The organism is Stutzerimonas stutzeri RCH2, assembly GCF_000327065.1.
GTDB classification, from domain to species: Bacteria; Pseudomonadota; Gammaproteobacteria; order Pseudomonadales; family Pseudomonadaceae; genus Stutzerimonas; species Stutzerimonas stutzeri_AE.
Map to the genome: position 1 here is coordinate 661,613 of NC_019936.1, position 14,491 is coordinate 676,103.

At 54.2% G+C, this 14,491-nt stretch carries 13 protein-coding genes; 6 read left to right on the forward strand and 7 right to left on the reverse strand.

Going from position 1 to position 14,491, the window contains the following annotated elements; genetic code table 11:
- Positions 1-320: 320 nt before the first annotated feature.
- A complete protein-coding gene (locus PSEST_RS02995) occupies positions 321-1,640 on the reverse strand; it encodes an OprD family porin (RefSeq protein WP_014822255.1) in 1,320 nt (439 codons plus the stop codon).
- An 839-nt stretch (positions 1,641-2,479) separates the two neighbouring features.
- On the opposite strand from PSEST_RS02995, the gene PSEST_RS03000 reads away from it, so the two are divergent.
- From PSEST_RS03000 to PSEST_RS03010, 3 genes are read left to right on the forward strand one after another with little or no spacing between them, the layout of a single operon-like run.
- Positions 2,480-3,787: a TolC family protein gene (locus tag PSEST_RS03000; protein WP_008569960.1), complete on the forward strand. Its 1,308-nt coding sequence runs from the start codon at positions 2,480-2,482 to the stop codon at positions 3,785-3,787.
- A gap of 8 nt (positions 3,788-3,795) precedes the next feature.
- The gene (locus PSEST_RS21645; protein ID WP_015275575.1) at positions 3,796-5,142 is read left to right on the forward strand and encodes an efflux RND transporter periplasmic adaptor subunit; all 1,347 of its coding nucleotides are present in this window, start codon (positions 3,796-3,798) and stop codon (positions 5,140-5,142) included.
- Between the two features lie 17 nt (positions 5,143-5,159).
- Positions 5,160-8,330: a CusA/CzcA family heavy metal efflux RND transporter gene (locus tag PSEST_RS03010; RefSeq protein WP_015275576.1), complete on the forward strand. Its 3,171-nt coding sequence runs from the start codon at positions 5,160-5,162 to the stop codon at positions 8,328-8,330.
- Between the two features lie 638 nt (positions 8,331-8,968).
- Here the strand turns inward: PSEST_RS03010 and PSEST_RS03015 are convergent.
- Complete coding sequence (locus PSEST_RS03015; protein WP_023444715.1) at positions 8,969-9,298, reverse strand: hypothetical protein; 330 nt, start codon at positions 9,296-9,298, stop codon at positions 8,969-8,971.
- Between the two features lie 377 nt (positions 9,299-9,675).
- On the opposite strand from PSEST_RS03015, the gene PSEST_RS03020 reads away from it, so the two are divergent.
- On the forward strand, positions 9,676-10,596 hold the full coding sequence (locus tag PSEST_RS03020) for a cation diffusion facilitator family transporter (protein WP_008569956.1): 921 nt from the start codon (positions 9,676-9,678) through the stop codon (positions 10,594-10,596).
- Between the two features lie 214 nt (positions 10,597-10,810).
- Here the strand turns inward: PSEST_RS03020 and PSEST_RS03025 are convergent, their stop codons facing one another.
- Genes PSEST_RS03025 through PSEST_RS03035 form a run of 3 tightly spaced genes read right to left on the reverse strand, consistent with a single transcriptional unit; the run spans position 10,811 to position 12,388 of the window.
- On the reverse strand, positions 10,811-11,272 hold the full coding sequence (locus PSEST_RS03025; protein WP_003292672.1) for a methyltransferase family protein: 462 nt from the start codon (positions 11,270-11,272) through the stop codon (positions 10,811-10,813).
- 4 nt (positions 11,273-11,276) lie between these two features.
- Positions 11,277-11,957: a DsbA family protein gene (locus PSEST_RS03030; protein WP_008569955.1), complete on the reverse strand. Its 681-nt coding sequence runs from the start codon at positions 11,955-11,957 to the stop codon at positions 11,277-11,279.
- Positions 11,954-12,388: a disulfide bond formation protein B gene (locus PSEST_RS03035; protein ID WP_003292674.1), complete on the reverse strand. Its 435-nt coding sequence runs from the start codon at positions 12,386-12,388 to the stop codon at positions 11,954-11,956. Before PSEST_RS03035 ends, PSEST_RS03030 begins: the two co-directional genes overlap by 4 nt.
- 209 nt (positions 12,389-12,597) lie before the next feature.
- On the opposite strand from PSEST_RS03035, the gene PSEST_RS03040 reads away from it, so the two are divergent.
- Complete coding sequence (locus tag PSEST_RS03040) at positions 12,598-13,557, forward strand: arsenic resistance protein (RefSeq protein WP_003292675.1); 960 nt, start codon at positions 12,598-12,600, stop codon at positions 13,555-13,557.
- Positions 13,558-13,582: 25 nt separating this feature from the next.
- On the opposite strand, the gene tnpC is transcribed toward PSEST_RS03040, so the two are convergent.
- Both tnpC and PSEST_RS22030 read right to left on the reverse strand, forming a co-directional pair.
- Entirely contained in the window at positions 13,583-13,945 is a 363-nt protein-coding gene (tnpC, locus tag PSEST_RS03045) for a Tn3 family transposase post-transcriptional regulator TnpC (RefSeq protein ID WP_003292676.1), read from the reverse strand.
- Positions 13,942-14,118, reverse strand: a complete 177-nt coding sequence (locus PSEST_RS22030) for a hypothetical protein (RefSeq protein ID WP_003292677.1) — start codon at positions 14,116-14,118, stop codon at positions 13,942-13,944. The genes tnpC and PSEST_RS22030 overlap by 4 nt, the downstream gene beginning before the upstream one ends.
- A gap of 63 nt (positions 14,119-14,181) precedes the next feature.
- Here PSEST_RS22030 and PSEST_RS22035 point away from each other — a divergent pair, with 63 nt between their 5' ends.
- Positions 14,182-14,430, forward strand: a complete 249-nt coding sequence (locus PSEST_RS22035) for a hypothetical protein (RefSeq protein ID WP_101153433.1) — start codon at positions 14,182-14,184, stop codon at positions 14,428-14,430.
- The last annotated feature ends 61 nt before the right edge of the window (positions 14,431-14,491 follow it).

Below are 14,491 nucleotides of genomic sequence, written 5' to 3' on the forward strand. Positions count from 1 at the left end.
GTTTTGAGGTAACTCGGCAAGGAGGTGCGCGGTAAGCGGAACCAAAAAAATCCATGTAGTAACTAGGTCAAGACGAAAGCGGCTTGGCTCTAGCGTGAAAGGCAGAGGCGAAAAGATCTGCCCAGGGAAGCGGGAAGCACTTTAACGCGGTAAAAGCCCTGTGAGGGCTATCTTGCGAATTTGTAATCTACCGGTCATTTGGTTGACCCGCAGCGCGAGCGGGTGCACCAAACGAAAAAAGGCGCCCTGATGGGCGCCTGAAACACATCTTCAAACCAAGGGAGCAAAACTAAAGAAGATGTGGTGTTGCTCATGGTGTTTCACAAGATCGAGAGAGGGTACTCGGCGATGAATCGGACCTCATCGAGGTCGGACTCGAAAGCAGTCGCCCGCGTGGTAGCCTGGCGCACCCGCAGAGACAAATCCTTGAGAGAGCCAGTCTGTACAACGTAGCGGGCTTCGACGTCGCGTTCCCAGCGGTTCTGTCCCGTCAGCGGCGCACCGTTATCGTCTTGGCGCATGTACACCTCGTTCGCGTTGCTGTAATCGGCGCCCCAACCGCGGGCGTAGCGGGTCATGAAAGTAAGCCCGGGTATGCCGTACTCCGCCATGTTCAGGTCGTAGCGCAGCATCCAGGACTGCTCTTTAGGTGAGTTGAAATCACTGTACTGAATGGAGTTGTTCAGGTAGATCGAGTCCGCCTGGCGCAAGTAGTCAAAGTCGTTGTTACCGTTGTTTCGCTGATACGACGCCGTGACGGTGTGCGCGCCGAAGGCGACACCCAGGCTGGAGCTCCAGATGTTGTTGTTGAACTCGCCCAGCAACTCACGGCCTTCGTCGGTTGCCTTGTAATAGTTGAAGCTGGCCAGCAGCGCGACGATATCGGAGAGCGGATAGGTGGCCGACGCACCGAAGTAATGCTGGTTCCAGGCATCTTTGAGGCGGCTGGTGTACAGGCTAAGACTGATATTTTCATTCACGCTGTAGTCACCGCCTGCGTAGCCGAGCCAAGGCGCGTCTACGCCCCCGCCGTAGAAGGTGACGAAGTCTTCGTTCATGTTACTGGTGTTGGGCTGGCTCATCGCGTGCAAGCGGCCTCCCTGAAGGGTGAGGTCGTCCAGCGAGTTGTTCACAACGGTGACACCCTTGAAAGACTCCGGCAGCAGCCGAGAGTCGCCGAAGTGCACGACAGGTGTAGTGGGAAATACATCGCCGGCCTTGATCTCGGTGTCCAGCAAGCGTGCTTTCACCGCGCCCCCCACCCGTGTGAAGTCATCCTCAGGATCGCCAGCGCTGTCGTGGGGAAGCAGGTCGATGCTGCCGCCCACACCGGAGCGCCCCGAACCGGAGTCGAGCTTGAGGCCGAGCATGGCGAAAGCGTCGAAGCCAATCCCTACCGAGCCTTGGGTATATCCGGACTCGAAGAAGGCCATCAATCCGTGGGCCCATTCCTCGGAGTAGCCATTGCCGGCGGCACTCTCACCGTCGCGAAAATCCCGATTGAAATAGAAGTTGCGATTTATCAGCGATAGCGTGCTGCCTTCGATGAAGCCCTCGGCTGTTTCCGATTGGGCAAAGACCGGGGCGCTGCCCAATGCCAGTGAAAGGGCTGTCAGCGAAAAAACGGCCTTTTTGCTCATGATGATGCTCCTTATGTACGGCAGGTCAGTGCTCGAATGACGCCTTTCGCCTTTTTGTTTTTAGCGCTTGGCCATGTTCTTCCCCTAGAGATGACGGCAGGATTAGCGGCAAATGACTATTTTGTAATCTGAGGAAGCCCAATCGCGCACTCCTTCGATTACAGATTTGTAATGTTGCGGTCACCAGGTCGTTATCCACACTTATTTAAAGTCACCACCCCATAGCCATCAGCTATCTCGCCGGCTTGGCAAGGCTGATAAAAACGCTTTCGTGTATTTGTCTACTAAATTCAGGGCGAATCACTATCGCAGTAGAGGCGCATGTGTTTCGCGTCTTGGCGGGGGTAGTTCTTATGATTGGATTCGACATCTAAACCAGGAAGTCATCGTTTTGCCTTGGATGAGAAAAATAGTTTTGCTGATGTTGCTAGCCTTGTTCCCATTGCAATCATCATGGGCAGTTGTTAGCACGAGCTGCAGTCATGAGGATGGTTCGGCAGCAAATCATCTTGGACATCACGAACATCCGCACGAGTCTCTGGGTACTGACGAGGAAGGATCGTCAAAAGCCGCAAAAAAAATCAGTCTGGATGGAGACTGTGTCTTTCATGGCGACCATATCAAGCCGCTTATAACGAAAGGGATCTGTCCTGGTTCGGTATTATCAATGAGCTTGAAACCGTTTCCTTCTGCTAGCTACGCATCGGCTGAAGCGGGGCGTCCTGAGAAACCTAATTGGCGCATCGGTGCAAAACCGGTGGGACGCCAAAGTAACCAGTAAGCGCCATTTATCTGTATCTGACGTCTCACCGAACCTTCCCTTTTTTTAGGAGATTTCGGTGCGAAAAGCTCTTTTCTCGCTGGGGTTGACGACGTTGTCGTGCAATCTCGCCTTTGCGCAACCCTTAGAGTTGCCGACCTTCACACAGACCTTACCTGTCGGTGTGTCAAATACATTCCCCGTTGAGTCTGTCGAATCCATAAGCTTTCTACGCGCCTTGGAACTCGCTAGCTCTGCAAGCCCTGAACTGGCTGTTGCAAGACGTGAGCTGGCTGCTTCTCGCGCATTAATTAGCCAAGCCGGAGCACGTCCGAATCCAATATTGTCCGCTAGCCAGGAGGGAATCCGGGGCGATGCCCCGGAGACCACGCTTGAACTGAGCCAAGAAATAGAGCTGGGTGGTAAACGTTCGGCTCGTATTGAGGCGGCGCAACGAGCCTTGGACGTAGCAGCTGCTGACCTACAGGACGCCCAAGCTCGACTGAGGGGGGCAGTGATGGGCGCGTACTACGATGTGCTTACTGCTCAAGAACGGCTGGACCTCGCTCAGGCTGCTTCAAAGCTTGCGAAGCAAGCAGTGAACGTGGCCAATCGACGTGTGAGGGCCGGCATGGTTTCTCCCGTAGAGGAAACCCGGGCGCGGGTTGCGGCTACTGGAGTGCAAGTAGAGCTTGCCCAGGCCACAGCTGAACTCGAAGCTGCGCGCACTCGGCTGGCGGCCAACTGGGGAAATCCACAGCCACGCTTTGAGCGAGTAAAAGAGCCGGCAGAGGCAGTGCCTCCTCTTCCCGAGCTAGCTGAGCTTTATAGCCGTTTGAACGATTCCGCCCAACTAACCCGCGCGCGTCGGGAGGCTGAAAGACGTCGGGCTGCGTTAAAGCTGGAAAGGACGAATCGCTTTTCTAACGTGACGGTTAGCGTAGGTGCCCAACGCTCAGATGAATATAACGGCACGCTGGGATTGGTGAGTATCTCGATGCCCCTGCCGTTGTTTGATCGAAACCAAGGCAACATCGGAGCAGCGCAGGAACGGGCCTACCAGGCGCAGGACGAGCTCAACGCCGTCCATATACGCCTGAAAAGCGAACTTTCCCAAGCGCACATGCGGCTGCGCACTGCTCGCCAGCAGTTTGAACTGTTGCGCAACGATATGCTCCCCAGTGCCCAAAGCGCTTATGAAGCTGCCAGCAAGGGGTTCGAACTTGGAAAATTCACGTTCCTTGACGTACTGGATGCTCAACGCACGCTTTTCCAAGCCCGATCTCAGTACCTGTCTGCGCTATCACAAGCTAACCAGGCGGCGGCAGAAATCTCGCGAATTGTCGGAGATGGGTCGGCCGTTATCACCTCGGCCACTCAGCCATAGGAATCCATATGAAAAGTAAATCGAATACATCTTCCTTGGCTGGTCACAAGAAGCAGATTTTTTGGATCGTCGTCATATTAAGCGTGGCACTTATGCTTGGCGGATTGCTTCTTCGCAGTAGTCCAGCTGTGCCCGATGCGGGCGACGCACATAGCGAGCATGGTGACGAATCGGAGCATGAGGATGAAGGGCATTCGGATGAGGATGCAGAAGCCGAAGGAGATCATGGCCATGATGAAGGAGGCGCCGATAGCGATCACGAGGTCGGTGCGGCAGAGAAAGATGAGCATGAAGATGAGCCCGAGGGAGCGGAGCATACTGAAACAGCAGAGGTAGAACTCTCAGAGACACAAATCCTAGCCGCCGGCATCTCACTGGCAACTGCTCAGCCCGCAAAGATAAAAAGCGCAATTGAGCTGCCTGGCGAAATTACATTCAACCAAGACCGCACAGCGCAAGTTGTGCCTCGTCTCTCAGGTGTCGTTGAAGCGGTCAAAGTCGATTTGGGCGAACAGGTGAAACAGGGGCAAGTACTTGCTGTGATCGCGAGTACAGACCTGTCGGAACGTAGAAGCGAGTTCTACGCGGCGCAAAAACGTCTTGCATTGGCTCAAAAAACCTATCGACGCGAAAAGGAGCTATGGGAAGAGCGTATTTCTGCGGAACAGGATTATTTACAGGCACAACAGGCTTTACGGGAAGCAGAGCTGACTGTTGCGAATGCAAACGCACAGCTACAAGCGCTTGGCAGTGATGCTGGCAAGCCAGACGCATTGAGCCGCTACGAACTCAGGGCGCCGTTCGATGGGATGATCGTTGAGAAGGACATCACGCTCGGTGAGTCAGTCAATACCGATGACCAGATATTCATCATTTCCGATCTCTCCACCGTGTGGGCAGATATCAGCGTTCCTGCCAATGCACTCAGCGCGGTACGAGTAGGCAGCAATGCCGTTATCGAGGCCACAGCATTCGAGTCCAGTGCCAATGGAACCGTTTCTTATGTCGGCTCACTTGTTGGTCAGCAAAGCCGCGCCGCTACCGCCCGGGTCACACTTCCCAACCCTGAAGGGGTTTGGCGCCCCGGCCTGTTCGTCAAAGTGCAGGTAGGCGCTGGCGAAGCATCCGTGCCAGTCGCAGTAAGTCCTGATGCGATCCACACATTGGAAGAAAAGCCGGTGGTGTTTGTACGGACCGACCATGGCTTTGCTGCTCAGCCAATCGTGAGTGGCCGCAGCGATAGTGACGCGGTCGAAATCAAGGAAGGCCTCCAGCCCGGAGCGCGCTATGCCTTGGATAACAGCTTCATCATCAAGTCCGAGCTTGGCAAAGCCAGCGCCTCGCATGCTCACTGATACGGAGTTATAGAATCGTGTTCGAACGTATCATTCGTTTTTCTATCGAGCATCGCTGGTTGGTTATGCTAGCCGTGCTTGGCATGGCAGCGTTAGGAGCTTACAGCTACCAAAAGCTGCCTATCGATGCTGTCCCGGATATCACCAACGTACAGGTGCAAATCAACACTGCGGCGCCAGGTTATTCCCCGCTGGAAGTGGAGCAGCGTATTACCTACCCGCTCGAGACGGTAATGGCTGGGCTGCCCAAGCTCGAGCAGACACGATCCTTGTCTCGATATGGACTTTCTCAGATCACAGTTATTTTTGAGGAAGGCACTGACATCTATTTTGCCCGCCAACTTGTGAACGAGCGCCTGGGAGGGGCCAAAGATCAGCTCCCAGATGGCGTCACTCCAACACTTGGCCCTATTTCCACTGGGCTTGGCGAAATCTATTTTTGGACGGTTGAAGCTGAGGAAGGTGCCACCAAATCGGACGGTACGCCGTATACCCCTGCTGACTTGCGTGAGATTCAAGATTGGATCATCAAACCGCAAGTCCGAAATGTACCTGGTGTTACTGAGATCAATACGATCGGAGGATATGCAAAGGAATATCAGATCGCCCCCAACCCAGACACTTTGCGGTCGTTTGGACTAACACTACAAGATTTGATCGAGGCGGTTGAGCAAAACAATAACAATCTAGGTGCCGGATATATTGAAAAGCGCGGCGAGCAGTATCTTGTTCGCGCTCCAGGACAAATGCAGTCTGTGGAGGACATCCGCGATACCCTTATTAGCAACGTTGACGGTACCCCAGTGCGTATCCGCGACGTTGCGACGGTCGAGGTTGGAAAGGAGCTCCGCACTGGCGCAGCCACCGAGAATGGCCGCGAAGTGGTACTAGGTACGGCCTTCATGCTTATCGGTGAAAATAGCCGAGTAGTTTCAAGGGCTGTCGACGACAAGATGAAAGAGATAAACCTTTCGCTTCCGGAAGGCGTAAAGGCAATTACTGTCTACGATCGAACTGTACTCGTAGACAAAGCTATATCCACCGTTAAGAAGAACCTCACTGAGGGTGCCATTCTTGTTGTGGTTATACTTTTTCTCTTCTTAGGCAATATCCGGGCGGCGATCCTAACCGCGCTTGTGATACCGCTTTCTATGCTCTTCACGTTCACCGGCATGGTAGCCAATCAGGTCAGCGCCAACCTGATGAGCCTAGGCGCATTGGATTTCGGCATCATTATCGATGGAGCCGTGGTGATTGTTGAGAACTGCGTGCGTCGACTTGCACACGCTCAGTCCCATCACGGACGGGCATTAACACTGTCCGAACGGCTTCATGAAGTATTCGCTGCGGCAAAGGAAGTGCGTCGGCCTCTATTGTATGGGCAGCTGATCATTATGATCGTGTATCTGCCGATATTCGCCCTTACAGGGGTAGAAGGTAAGATGTTCACGCCCATGGCGTTTACCGTAGTGACAGCGCTATTCGGGGCGATAATCCTTTCGGTGACGTTCGTCCCAGCGGCCGTTGCGCTCTTTATCGGTAAGCGGGTTACGGAAAAGGAAAACTTTCTAATCCGCAATGCTAAACGGGCCTACGCACCTGCGCTCGATGCGGTAATGGCCAACAAGCCAGCAGTGCTCACCTTTGCGGTAGTTGTAGTCATACTTTCTGGCCTCGTAGGGTCACGTATGGGCAGTGAATTCGTGCCTAGCCTCAACGAGGGAGACTTCGCTATCCAAGCCCTTCGTGTACCAGCTACCAGTCTTAGTCAGTCTGTAGAGATGCAGCAGCAGCTGGAGCGAAAGCTTATGGATGAGTTTCCGGAGATTGAACGCATATTTGCGCGAACTGGCACTGCGGAAGTGGCATCGGATGCTATGCCTCCAAATATCTCTGACGGGTACGTCATGCTGAAGCCACAAGAACAGTGGCCGGATCCAGGCAAGTCGCGTAATCAGCTCTTAAGCGAGGTGCAAGCATCCGCCGCTGAGTTGCCGGGCAATAACTACGAGTTTTCCCAGCCGATTCAGCTGCGTTTCAACGAGCTGATTTCCGGAGTTCGTGCCGCGGTAGCCGTGAAAATCTATGGTGATGACATGGACGTTCTTAACAGCACGGCGGCGGAAGTATCCGAGGTGCTAGGACAAGTACCAGGCGCTTCAGAGGTTACGGTCGAGCAGACGACTGGCCTTCCCATGCTCACGATTGATATCGATCGCGATCAGATCGCACGATACGGCCTGAGTCTAGATACCGTCCAGCAAGCGGTTGCAGTAGCTATCGGTGGCCGAGAGGCAGGCACCTTGTTTCAAGGAGATCGGCGTTTCGATATCGTGGTTCGTTTACCGGACGAGATACGCAGCGATCTCGCCGCAATTGAGCGGCTTCCAATTGCCCTTCCAAGGGAATTAAACAGCACCATAAGTTATATCCCCCTCGGCGAGGTGGCCACCCTGGATTTGGCCCCCGGTCCGAATCAGATCAGTAGAGAAGAAGGGAAACGGCGAATTGTCGTCAGTGCAAACGTCCGTGGTCGTGACATTGGATCATTCGTATCTGAGGCAGAACAGAAAATCCAGGCCCAGGTAGATATCCCGGCAGGTTATTGGATCGACTGGGGCGGTACCTTTGAGCAGCTTGAATCGGCAACGAAGCGGCTGCAGATTGTCGTCCCCGTGGCGCTGCTCCTGGTCTTCATTCTGCTTTTCATGATGTTCAACAATGTCAAAGACGGTTTGTTGGTCTTTACAGGGATTCCATTTGCGCTCACCGGAGGCATTGTTGCGCTGTGGCTCAGAGATATCCCATTGTCCATTTCAGCAGGTGTTGGCTTTATTGCTCTGTCAGGCGTCGCCGTTCTAAATGGCCTGGTAATGATCTCCTTCATCCGTAGCCTACGGGAGCAAGGTTTACCTCTGGACACTGCGATCCGCGAAGGTGCCCTTACCCGGCTACGACCGGTATTGATGACAGCCTTAGTGGCTTCACTCGGGTTCGTTCCAATGGCCTTGAATGTGGGTACCGGTGCAGAGGTACAACGTCCCCTTGCGACGGTGGTGATCGGGGGGATTCTCTCCTCAACGGTGCTAACGCTATTAGTTTTGCCGTTGCTCTACCAGATGGCTCATCGACGCGAAGACGAATTGGAGGAGCAAGAAATCGCGTTGGCCGCTGACAGAACAAGCTAGAGATTGGATGGCGGCACACAACGCCCCGTTCTTGCTAGCTAGCGAGAACGGGGCGCGTTAATTATCGGAGCGCAGTTTCATTAGCGGCGCAGCGGACAGCACAGCCTTTGTGGCGCAGTCTGATGCATCTAAGCGGTAAATAAAAAATTGCTCAGCGCTTAGTGCGTATGACTTTCGCTACATACGCGTCCTTGACCTGATGGCTTTCACCCACGGTGAGCTGACGAAGGATTATGCAAACAGCGACTGACCTGCCCCGGTCGGCAGCAAAGGGCGATAGCTACGACAAAGCCCTGGCTGGAACGATCAGCGGGCTGTGCAAGGCCGAGCTGACACCGTCAATCATGGGCGAACCGTGAGGCCTTTGAGATAGCGACCCAGACATGGGTGCGCTGTACGCCACAGCGTCTGTTCAGCTCACTCGGACATGATCCTTGCGAAGGCTAATAACAACAGATCAGGCAATGGCGGCCTGACTTAAACGAAACGGCTTATATAAATTCCGGGCGATTCGCTGGTAGCGATGTTGCGGGCAAGTTATGGAAACAAAAAAGCGCCCCGAAGGGCGCTTAGAGTGCAACTGCTTCCAAAGGAGATTGGAAGCTGCAGGAGGCGAATATCGTTCAGATATGAAGCGGTTAGTCAGCTTTGGTTTCTTTCTTGCTTTCCGTATTGTTCTGATCTTGGCGGGTATCCTTAATCTGTAATTCGTCTATTTTTCGTTTGGCGGATTCGGTTCCGTGAATTCGTTTTTGATCTGCTCGGAATTTTTCATTAAATTTAATTGAGCGGTCGTAACCATCTTCTGCATAAGACAATGCGGAGCCGCAGATTACCAAACCAACAACAATAGCTTTCAACAGATTCATAGGGCAGTCCTCGCTAAATTCAAAGGTGGCTTGCTGAGCTTTCTCGCTGAGCCCTGCAGGTTCGAATGAATTTTGCGTGATTGAAGTTAACAGCAGCATGAGCCAAGCATTACATTATTGAAATGTAATGCTTCCATTGCGCGGTGACATGAGCGCCTTGCTTCGTCATGTCAGCACCGAGGCGCACCAATCTGCAAGGGCCTATCCTACGAAAAGAATGATTGGAAGATTACAATTTTGTCATCTTCGGATTGACGCCGCATCATCTATCATTAGCGAGCAACGTCGTTTAACGTTTGAGAGGGATCGGCCAGTTATCGGCAAGTTTCAGACGATAATGCACGAACTCGCTTGAGAGTGGTCGCATTTCTGTCAGTGTGGTTTGGAAGGCCAGATGGTATTGGTGCTAGTATTATCTATTACTTTTTTGGGCTCCCTATCCTTGTCTTATGTTATTTAAGGACGGTTAAAAACCAATGGCTCACGAACATAACCATAACACCGAAGCCATAGGCGATAAGCGTTTAATCGCTGCCATTGGCGTTAATACTGTGCTAACTCTGGCACAAGTTGTTGGAGGAATACTTTCTGGCAGTTTATCGCTCATAGCTGACGCGCTACATAACTTGAGCGATGCCGCATCACTGGTTATTGCGCTCATCGCACGTAAAATCGGTCGCAAACCGCCAGATGCTTTTAAAACCTTCGGCTACCGACGCAGTGAAACCATAGCGGCTTTGATTAACTTGGTCACGCTGATTATCGTTGGTCTCTACCTCATCTACGAAGCTATAGGTCGGTTTTTTGCCCCACAGCCCATTGAAGGATGGACAGTGGTCGTGGTGGCGGGAATAGCCTTGATTGTAGATGTCGTCACGGCCTTGCTCACCTACACAATGTCTAAGAATAGCATGAATATAAAGGCGGCATTCTTGCACAATGTGTCGGATGCGCTGGCCTCCGTCGGTGTTATTATTGCCGGAACATTAATCCTTCTGTATGACTGGTATTGGACAGATACTGTACTGACGCTGATGATTGCTGGTTACGTGCTATGGCAGGGCTTTAGCATGCTACCTAAAACCATTCACTTGTTAATGGAGGGCGCACCAGAAGGAGTTTCCATCACTGATATAATCAATGTCATGGAGCAAGTGGACGACGTTGTGAGTGTTCACCACGTACATGTCTGGGAAATTGCCGAACATTCAACTGCATTGGAAGCTCACGTTGTCATCAAGAAGGCTAGCCTGCCCGAAATTGAACGAGTGAAGACTGATTTAAAACGTGTACTTCATGAGCGATTCAAAGTCAGCCACTCGACACTTGAAATGGAGCTAGACGGCAGTGTTTGTATCGACACCAGGCAGGCCGACAGTCATCGCAGCGAAGCATAAGCCTGCTTTGCGCTCACCGCTGTTGCTAGACAGTTATCTCGATATCAACGGAGTGAACTTGCGACATCACTCGTTGGCGCTATGTCTTCGACCAGAGACATGCTAGCGGCATGTGGCCAAAGCAGCTCGTCACGAGGAGATCAGGCTAGGTCGTGGCACCTTCGGCAGGCTGCCGCGACGAGCAAGCCCCGCCAGTCGCTACCGCCGCGGACGCTCAGAGCCAGCGGCGGACTCGTGCACGGTAGCGGGCAAATGATTCGCCGAACAATGTTTCCAGCGCCCACTCTTCGGCTGGGATCTGGAAACGGTTCATGTACAGCACGAAAGCAACTACGCCAAGCAGGGTTAGAGGCGAGGCCAAGACCAGCGCCCAAGCCGCCAGGATAATGGCAAAGCCTAAGTACATGGGGTTGCGGCTGTACCGGTAGATGCCAGCCTCCACTAATGCAGAAGCCTGCTGCGGCTGCAATGGATTAACCGTAGTACGCGCGCGGCGAAACGACAGGACGCCGGCGAGGCACACGCCGAGCCCCAGGAGCAGTATTGGCAAAGCGAAGGTCAGGCGCGCGGTCCATGCCAGTTCGAAACCCGGCAATTTGGTTCCCGACAAACCCATCAGCACAGCGATCAGGCCGGCCACGAGCAGCGGTGGCACGCGGTTTTCCAGCGCGCTCATAGTGTCATTCTCGTGCCTTGGCCACTTCGCTGTTCACCAACTGGCGCAGCGGCTCCGGGCCAAACTCGCTGAGCGCACGACCATTGACAAAAAAAGTCGGCGTGCCACGAACCCCAACGGCTTTAACGTCCTGCATGTCCGTTTCCAGCACGGCGTTGACGCCAGGCGTATGCATGTCCTGGCGGGCCTGTTCCAAGTTCAAACCGACGCGCTCTGCAGCAGCCCATGCCTGCGTTACCTTGGGGTCGTCGTGCCAACCGGGTTGGGCTTCCAGCACAGCCCCCAACACTTGTTCATGGAGATTTTGCTTACGCGCCGCCTCCAGCATTCGCGCCACCTCTTCGGAGCCTTGATGGAACAGTACATAGCGCAGCACCAAACGCACGTCTTCCGGGTTCTCGGCGAGGATCTGCTTCACATAGGGGTGGAAGGCGCGGCATGCCTCGCAGGAAGGGTCAAAGAATTCGACGATGGTCACTGGCGCTTGCGCCGGGCCGAACACTGGTGAGTGGAAGCGAACCAACTGGCCGCCGTTCTGTTTGGGTTGTGTCGCGGTCTCTTGGGCTGTCGAACCGGGAGCCTGGGCCTGTTGAGGCGATTGCGAGGGGGAATAGAAGAATGCGGCGGCAGCAAAGACGGCCAGGATCACGACACTGACGATCAGGACCACGGAACGGCGATTCATGGGGTGGTTCTCCGACGGATGATTATGAGCAGGATGGCGATAAGGATAAAAGCGAACAAGGCGAGTGCCGGCAGGGGCACCACGCCGAAGAGGGTCATTCCGGCGCCTGAGCAGGATGGACCAGTGGCCGTGCAGGGCTGGATCGGCTGTGGAATCAGCCCTGCATAGAGCAGCGTGTGAACAAATGCCAGTGCCGCACCGATAGCGGTCAGCGGCAGGGCATAGTGCCAGACGGTGAAATCCGAGCGGTAGCAGGCGATGGCCAGGATCACCGCCAGCGGAAACATGAAGGCACGCTGGAACCAGCACAACACGCAGGGTGCCTGGCCCATCACCTCACCAATGAACAGCGCGGACAGGGTCGATACCAGTGCGACCAGCCAGGTTAGCAGCAGCAGGTTCCAGGGCATGCCTGAAGGTTGAGGATTCATTGCGGTTAACTCCTGGCGATGGCGAGCACTTGCCTCAGACCCGCCATCCAGTTATTTCGAAACATCATGCATCCTCTTATCGGCAGGACTTGTTAGGACCGTTGCGGACTTCGCCCAACGGCAAAGCGAAAAGCAACCAGCCTCAACGCTGGGTTAAATCCGATGCCAGTGGGAGAATGTCGCCCTTGCGCAACAAGGGAAGATATCAGATGTCGCGGGACTGGCTGGAAGAACACCAGATAGCATTTTATTTCGCGGCGGTGGTGGCCGCTGCCATTGCAGGCCTGAGCTCTGCGCAATTCACCGGACTGACGGCCATGGCCATCACACCGGCGATTGCCGTGCTGATGTATGCCATGTTTCTGCAGATTCCTTTTTTGGAGCTGCGAGAAGCTTTTGCCAACCGCCGCTTCGTCGGTGCCTTGTTGCTGGCCAACTTCCTATTGGTGCCATTGATGGTGTGGCTGGTGACGTGGCCGCTCTCATCGAACAAGGCCTTGTTGGTCGGCGCGCTGCTTGTCCTGCTGACGCCTTGTATCGATTACGTGGTGGTCTTCACCCACCTGGGCAAAGGGGACTCTCGTCTGGTGCTCGCGGCGACGCCATTGCTGCTGTTGCTCCAGCTTCTGCTGCTGCCCCTCTACTTGCGGCTAATCCTTGGCCCCGAAGCCGGCACAGTGATCGAGCTGTGGCCCTTCGCAGAAGCCTTCCTGTTACTGATCGTCCTACCCTTGGTAGCGGCTGTGCTCACCGAATTTGGCGGACGCCGATCTCTGCTGCTTCGCGCATGGAGCGCAGGTTGGGCCTGGCTGCCAGTGCCTGCAATGGCCCTGGTTCTAATCGTGGTGGTGGGTTCGCAGATCGCGGCTGTCGTGTACCAACTCGACATCCTGGCGCCGTTGCTTCCGGTATACGGAGCGTTTCTACTACTCGCTCCGGCCCTCGGCGTACTCAGCTCCCGGCTATTTGGCTTGGAGGCTTCTGCCGCACGGGCAGTGGCCTTTAGCTCAGGCACTCGCAACTCGCTTGTAGTGCTTCCCCTGGCCCTAGCGCTCCCGGAGTCCATTCGCGCGCTGGCCGCGGCGGCTGTGATTACTCAGACACTCGTAGAACTGATTGGTGAATTGATCTACTTACGGGCGATTCCAGCCATGGTCAGAAACAGTTGAGCCTCGTCGAAATCGGCGAGAGCGCTCATGCCTCGTGCTGTGGAGCAAGATTGATCAGCGGCGCAATGATGAGCTGAGCGGAGCGCGCCCAAGAAACCAGTGCCTCAAGATCCATCTGTAGAGATTGGGCTTCTGTCCAGATACAAGCACTCTCGGCAGGCACCGTAAGAGCGATGCCCTCAACTATCGTCAGAGCCATCGCATGCAATCTCAGTAGCTCGTCGCGAATGGAGGTGATTCCACCCAGTTCCACCAAGCAGACGTCCAAGCGATCAACCAGCCGGAGCAGTTGAGAGGTGTCGAAGCTGTCGCGCAGGTTTTCCAACGCCACGGCGTCCACTTCGCCGTACGGTGTAAGGCGGAAGGATGCGGGAGGAATGTTGATCATGGCGTTTTCTCGGTATCTAGCTGGCTAGGTCTGATCACCCGCAGCGAGCCGGCAGCTTGTTGGAACACCGAGTCCTTGATCCAGGGCTCCGGTGGCCGGTTTAGCTTGAGGTTGAATTCGCCGAAGCGCTTGAGGTTGCTGGTCAGGTAGAGTGGTTGGGCCCCCTTCAGCATACATAGCGGAACTGGTGTAGACGACTAGCCCTGAGCTAGGCCTTGGGCTTTCAAGCAGCTCCAATGATCGGCACTGAAGTGCTAGGGAGCGGATTACTTCTAAAATTCTGGCTAACACGCTCACACTTAAAAACGCTTCTGGATATGCTGGAAAAAGGCAAGCCAAGCAGGCGAAAAATTGACACTAACTACTTTCAATACAATGGTTATTTCTTGGGATATAACTCTTCTAAAGATAATGCCGGTAAATACGGATTTGAAGAAAGCCCTGCTGAAATCAAGCAAAAAGTGAAAGAGCTTTTACTAATCTAGCTCGGTCGAACAAACTAGGTCTATTGCTCGTTGAGTGATCGTCTCTGAGCATTTTAACTGC

What these genes read in the sequence shown, in the direction of transcription:
- PSEST_RS02995 (WP_014822255.1), bottom strand. Translation starts at nt 1,640, where the DNA reads ATGAGCAAAAAGGCCGTTTTTTCGCTGACAGCCCTTTCACTGGCATTG.
- PSEST_RS21645 (WP_015275575.1), top strand. Translation starts at nt 3,796, where the DNA reads ATGAAAAGTAAATCGAATACATCTTCCTTGGCTGGTCACAAGAAGCAG.
- PSEST_RS03015 (WP_023444715.1), bottom strand. Translation starts at nt 9,298, where the DNA reads ATGCTGCTGTTAACTTCAATCACGCAAAATTCATTCGAACCTGCAGGG.
- PSEST_RS03020 (WP_008569956.1), top strand. Translation starts at nt 9,676, where the DNA reads ATGGCTCACGAACATAACCATAACACCGAAGCCATAGGCGATAAGCGT.
- PSEST_RS03025 (WP_003292672.1), bottom strand. Translation starts at nt 11,272, where the DNA reads ATGAGCGCGCTGGAAAACCGCGTGCCACCGCTGCTCGTGGCCGGCCTG.
- PSEST_RS03030 (WP_008569955.1), bottom strand. Translation starts at nt 11,957, where the DNA reads ATGAATCGCCGTTCCGTGGTCCTGATCGTCAGTGTCGTGATCCTGGCC.
- PSEST_RS03035 (WP_003292674.1), bottom strand. Translation starts at nt 12,388, where the DNA reads ATGAATCCTCAACCTTCAGGCATGCCCTGGAACCTGCTGCTGCTAACC.
- PSEST_RS03040 (WP_003292675.1), top strand. Translation starts at nt 12,598, where the DNA reads ATGTCGCGGGACTGGCTGGAAGAACACCAGATAGCATTTTATTTCGCG.
- tnpC (WP_003292676.1), bottom strand. Translation starts at nt 13,945, where the DNA reads ATGATCAACATTCCTCCCGCATCCTTCCGCCTTACACCGTACGGCGAA.
- PSEST_RS22030 (WP_003292677.1), bottom strand. Translation starts at nt 14,118, where the DNA reads ATGCTGAAGGGGGCCCAACCACTCTACCTGACCAGCAACCTCAAGCGC.
- PSEST_RS22035 (WP_101153433.1), top strand. Translation starts at nt 14,182, where the DNA reads ATGATCGGCACTGAAGTGCTAGGGAGCGGATTACTTCTAAAATTCTGG.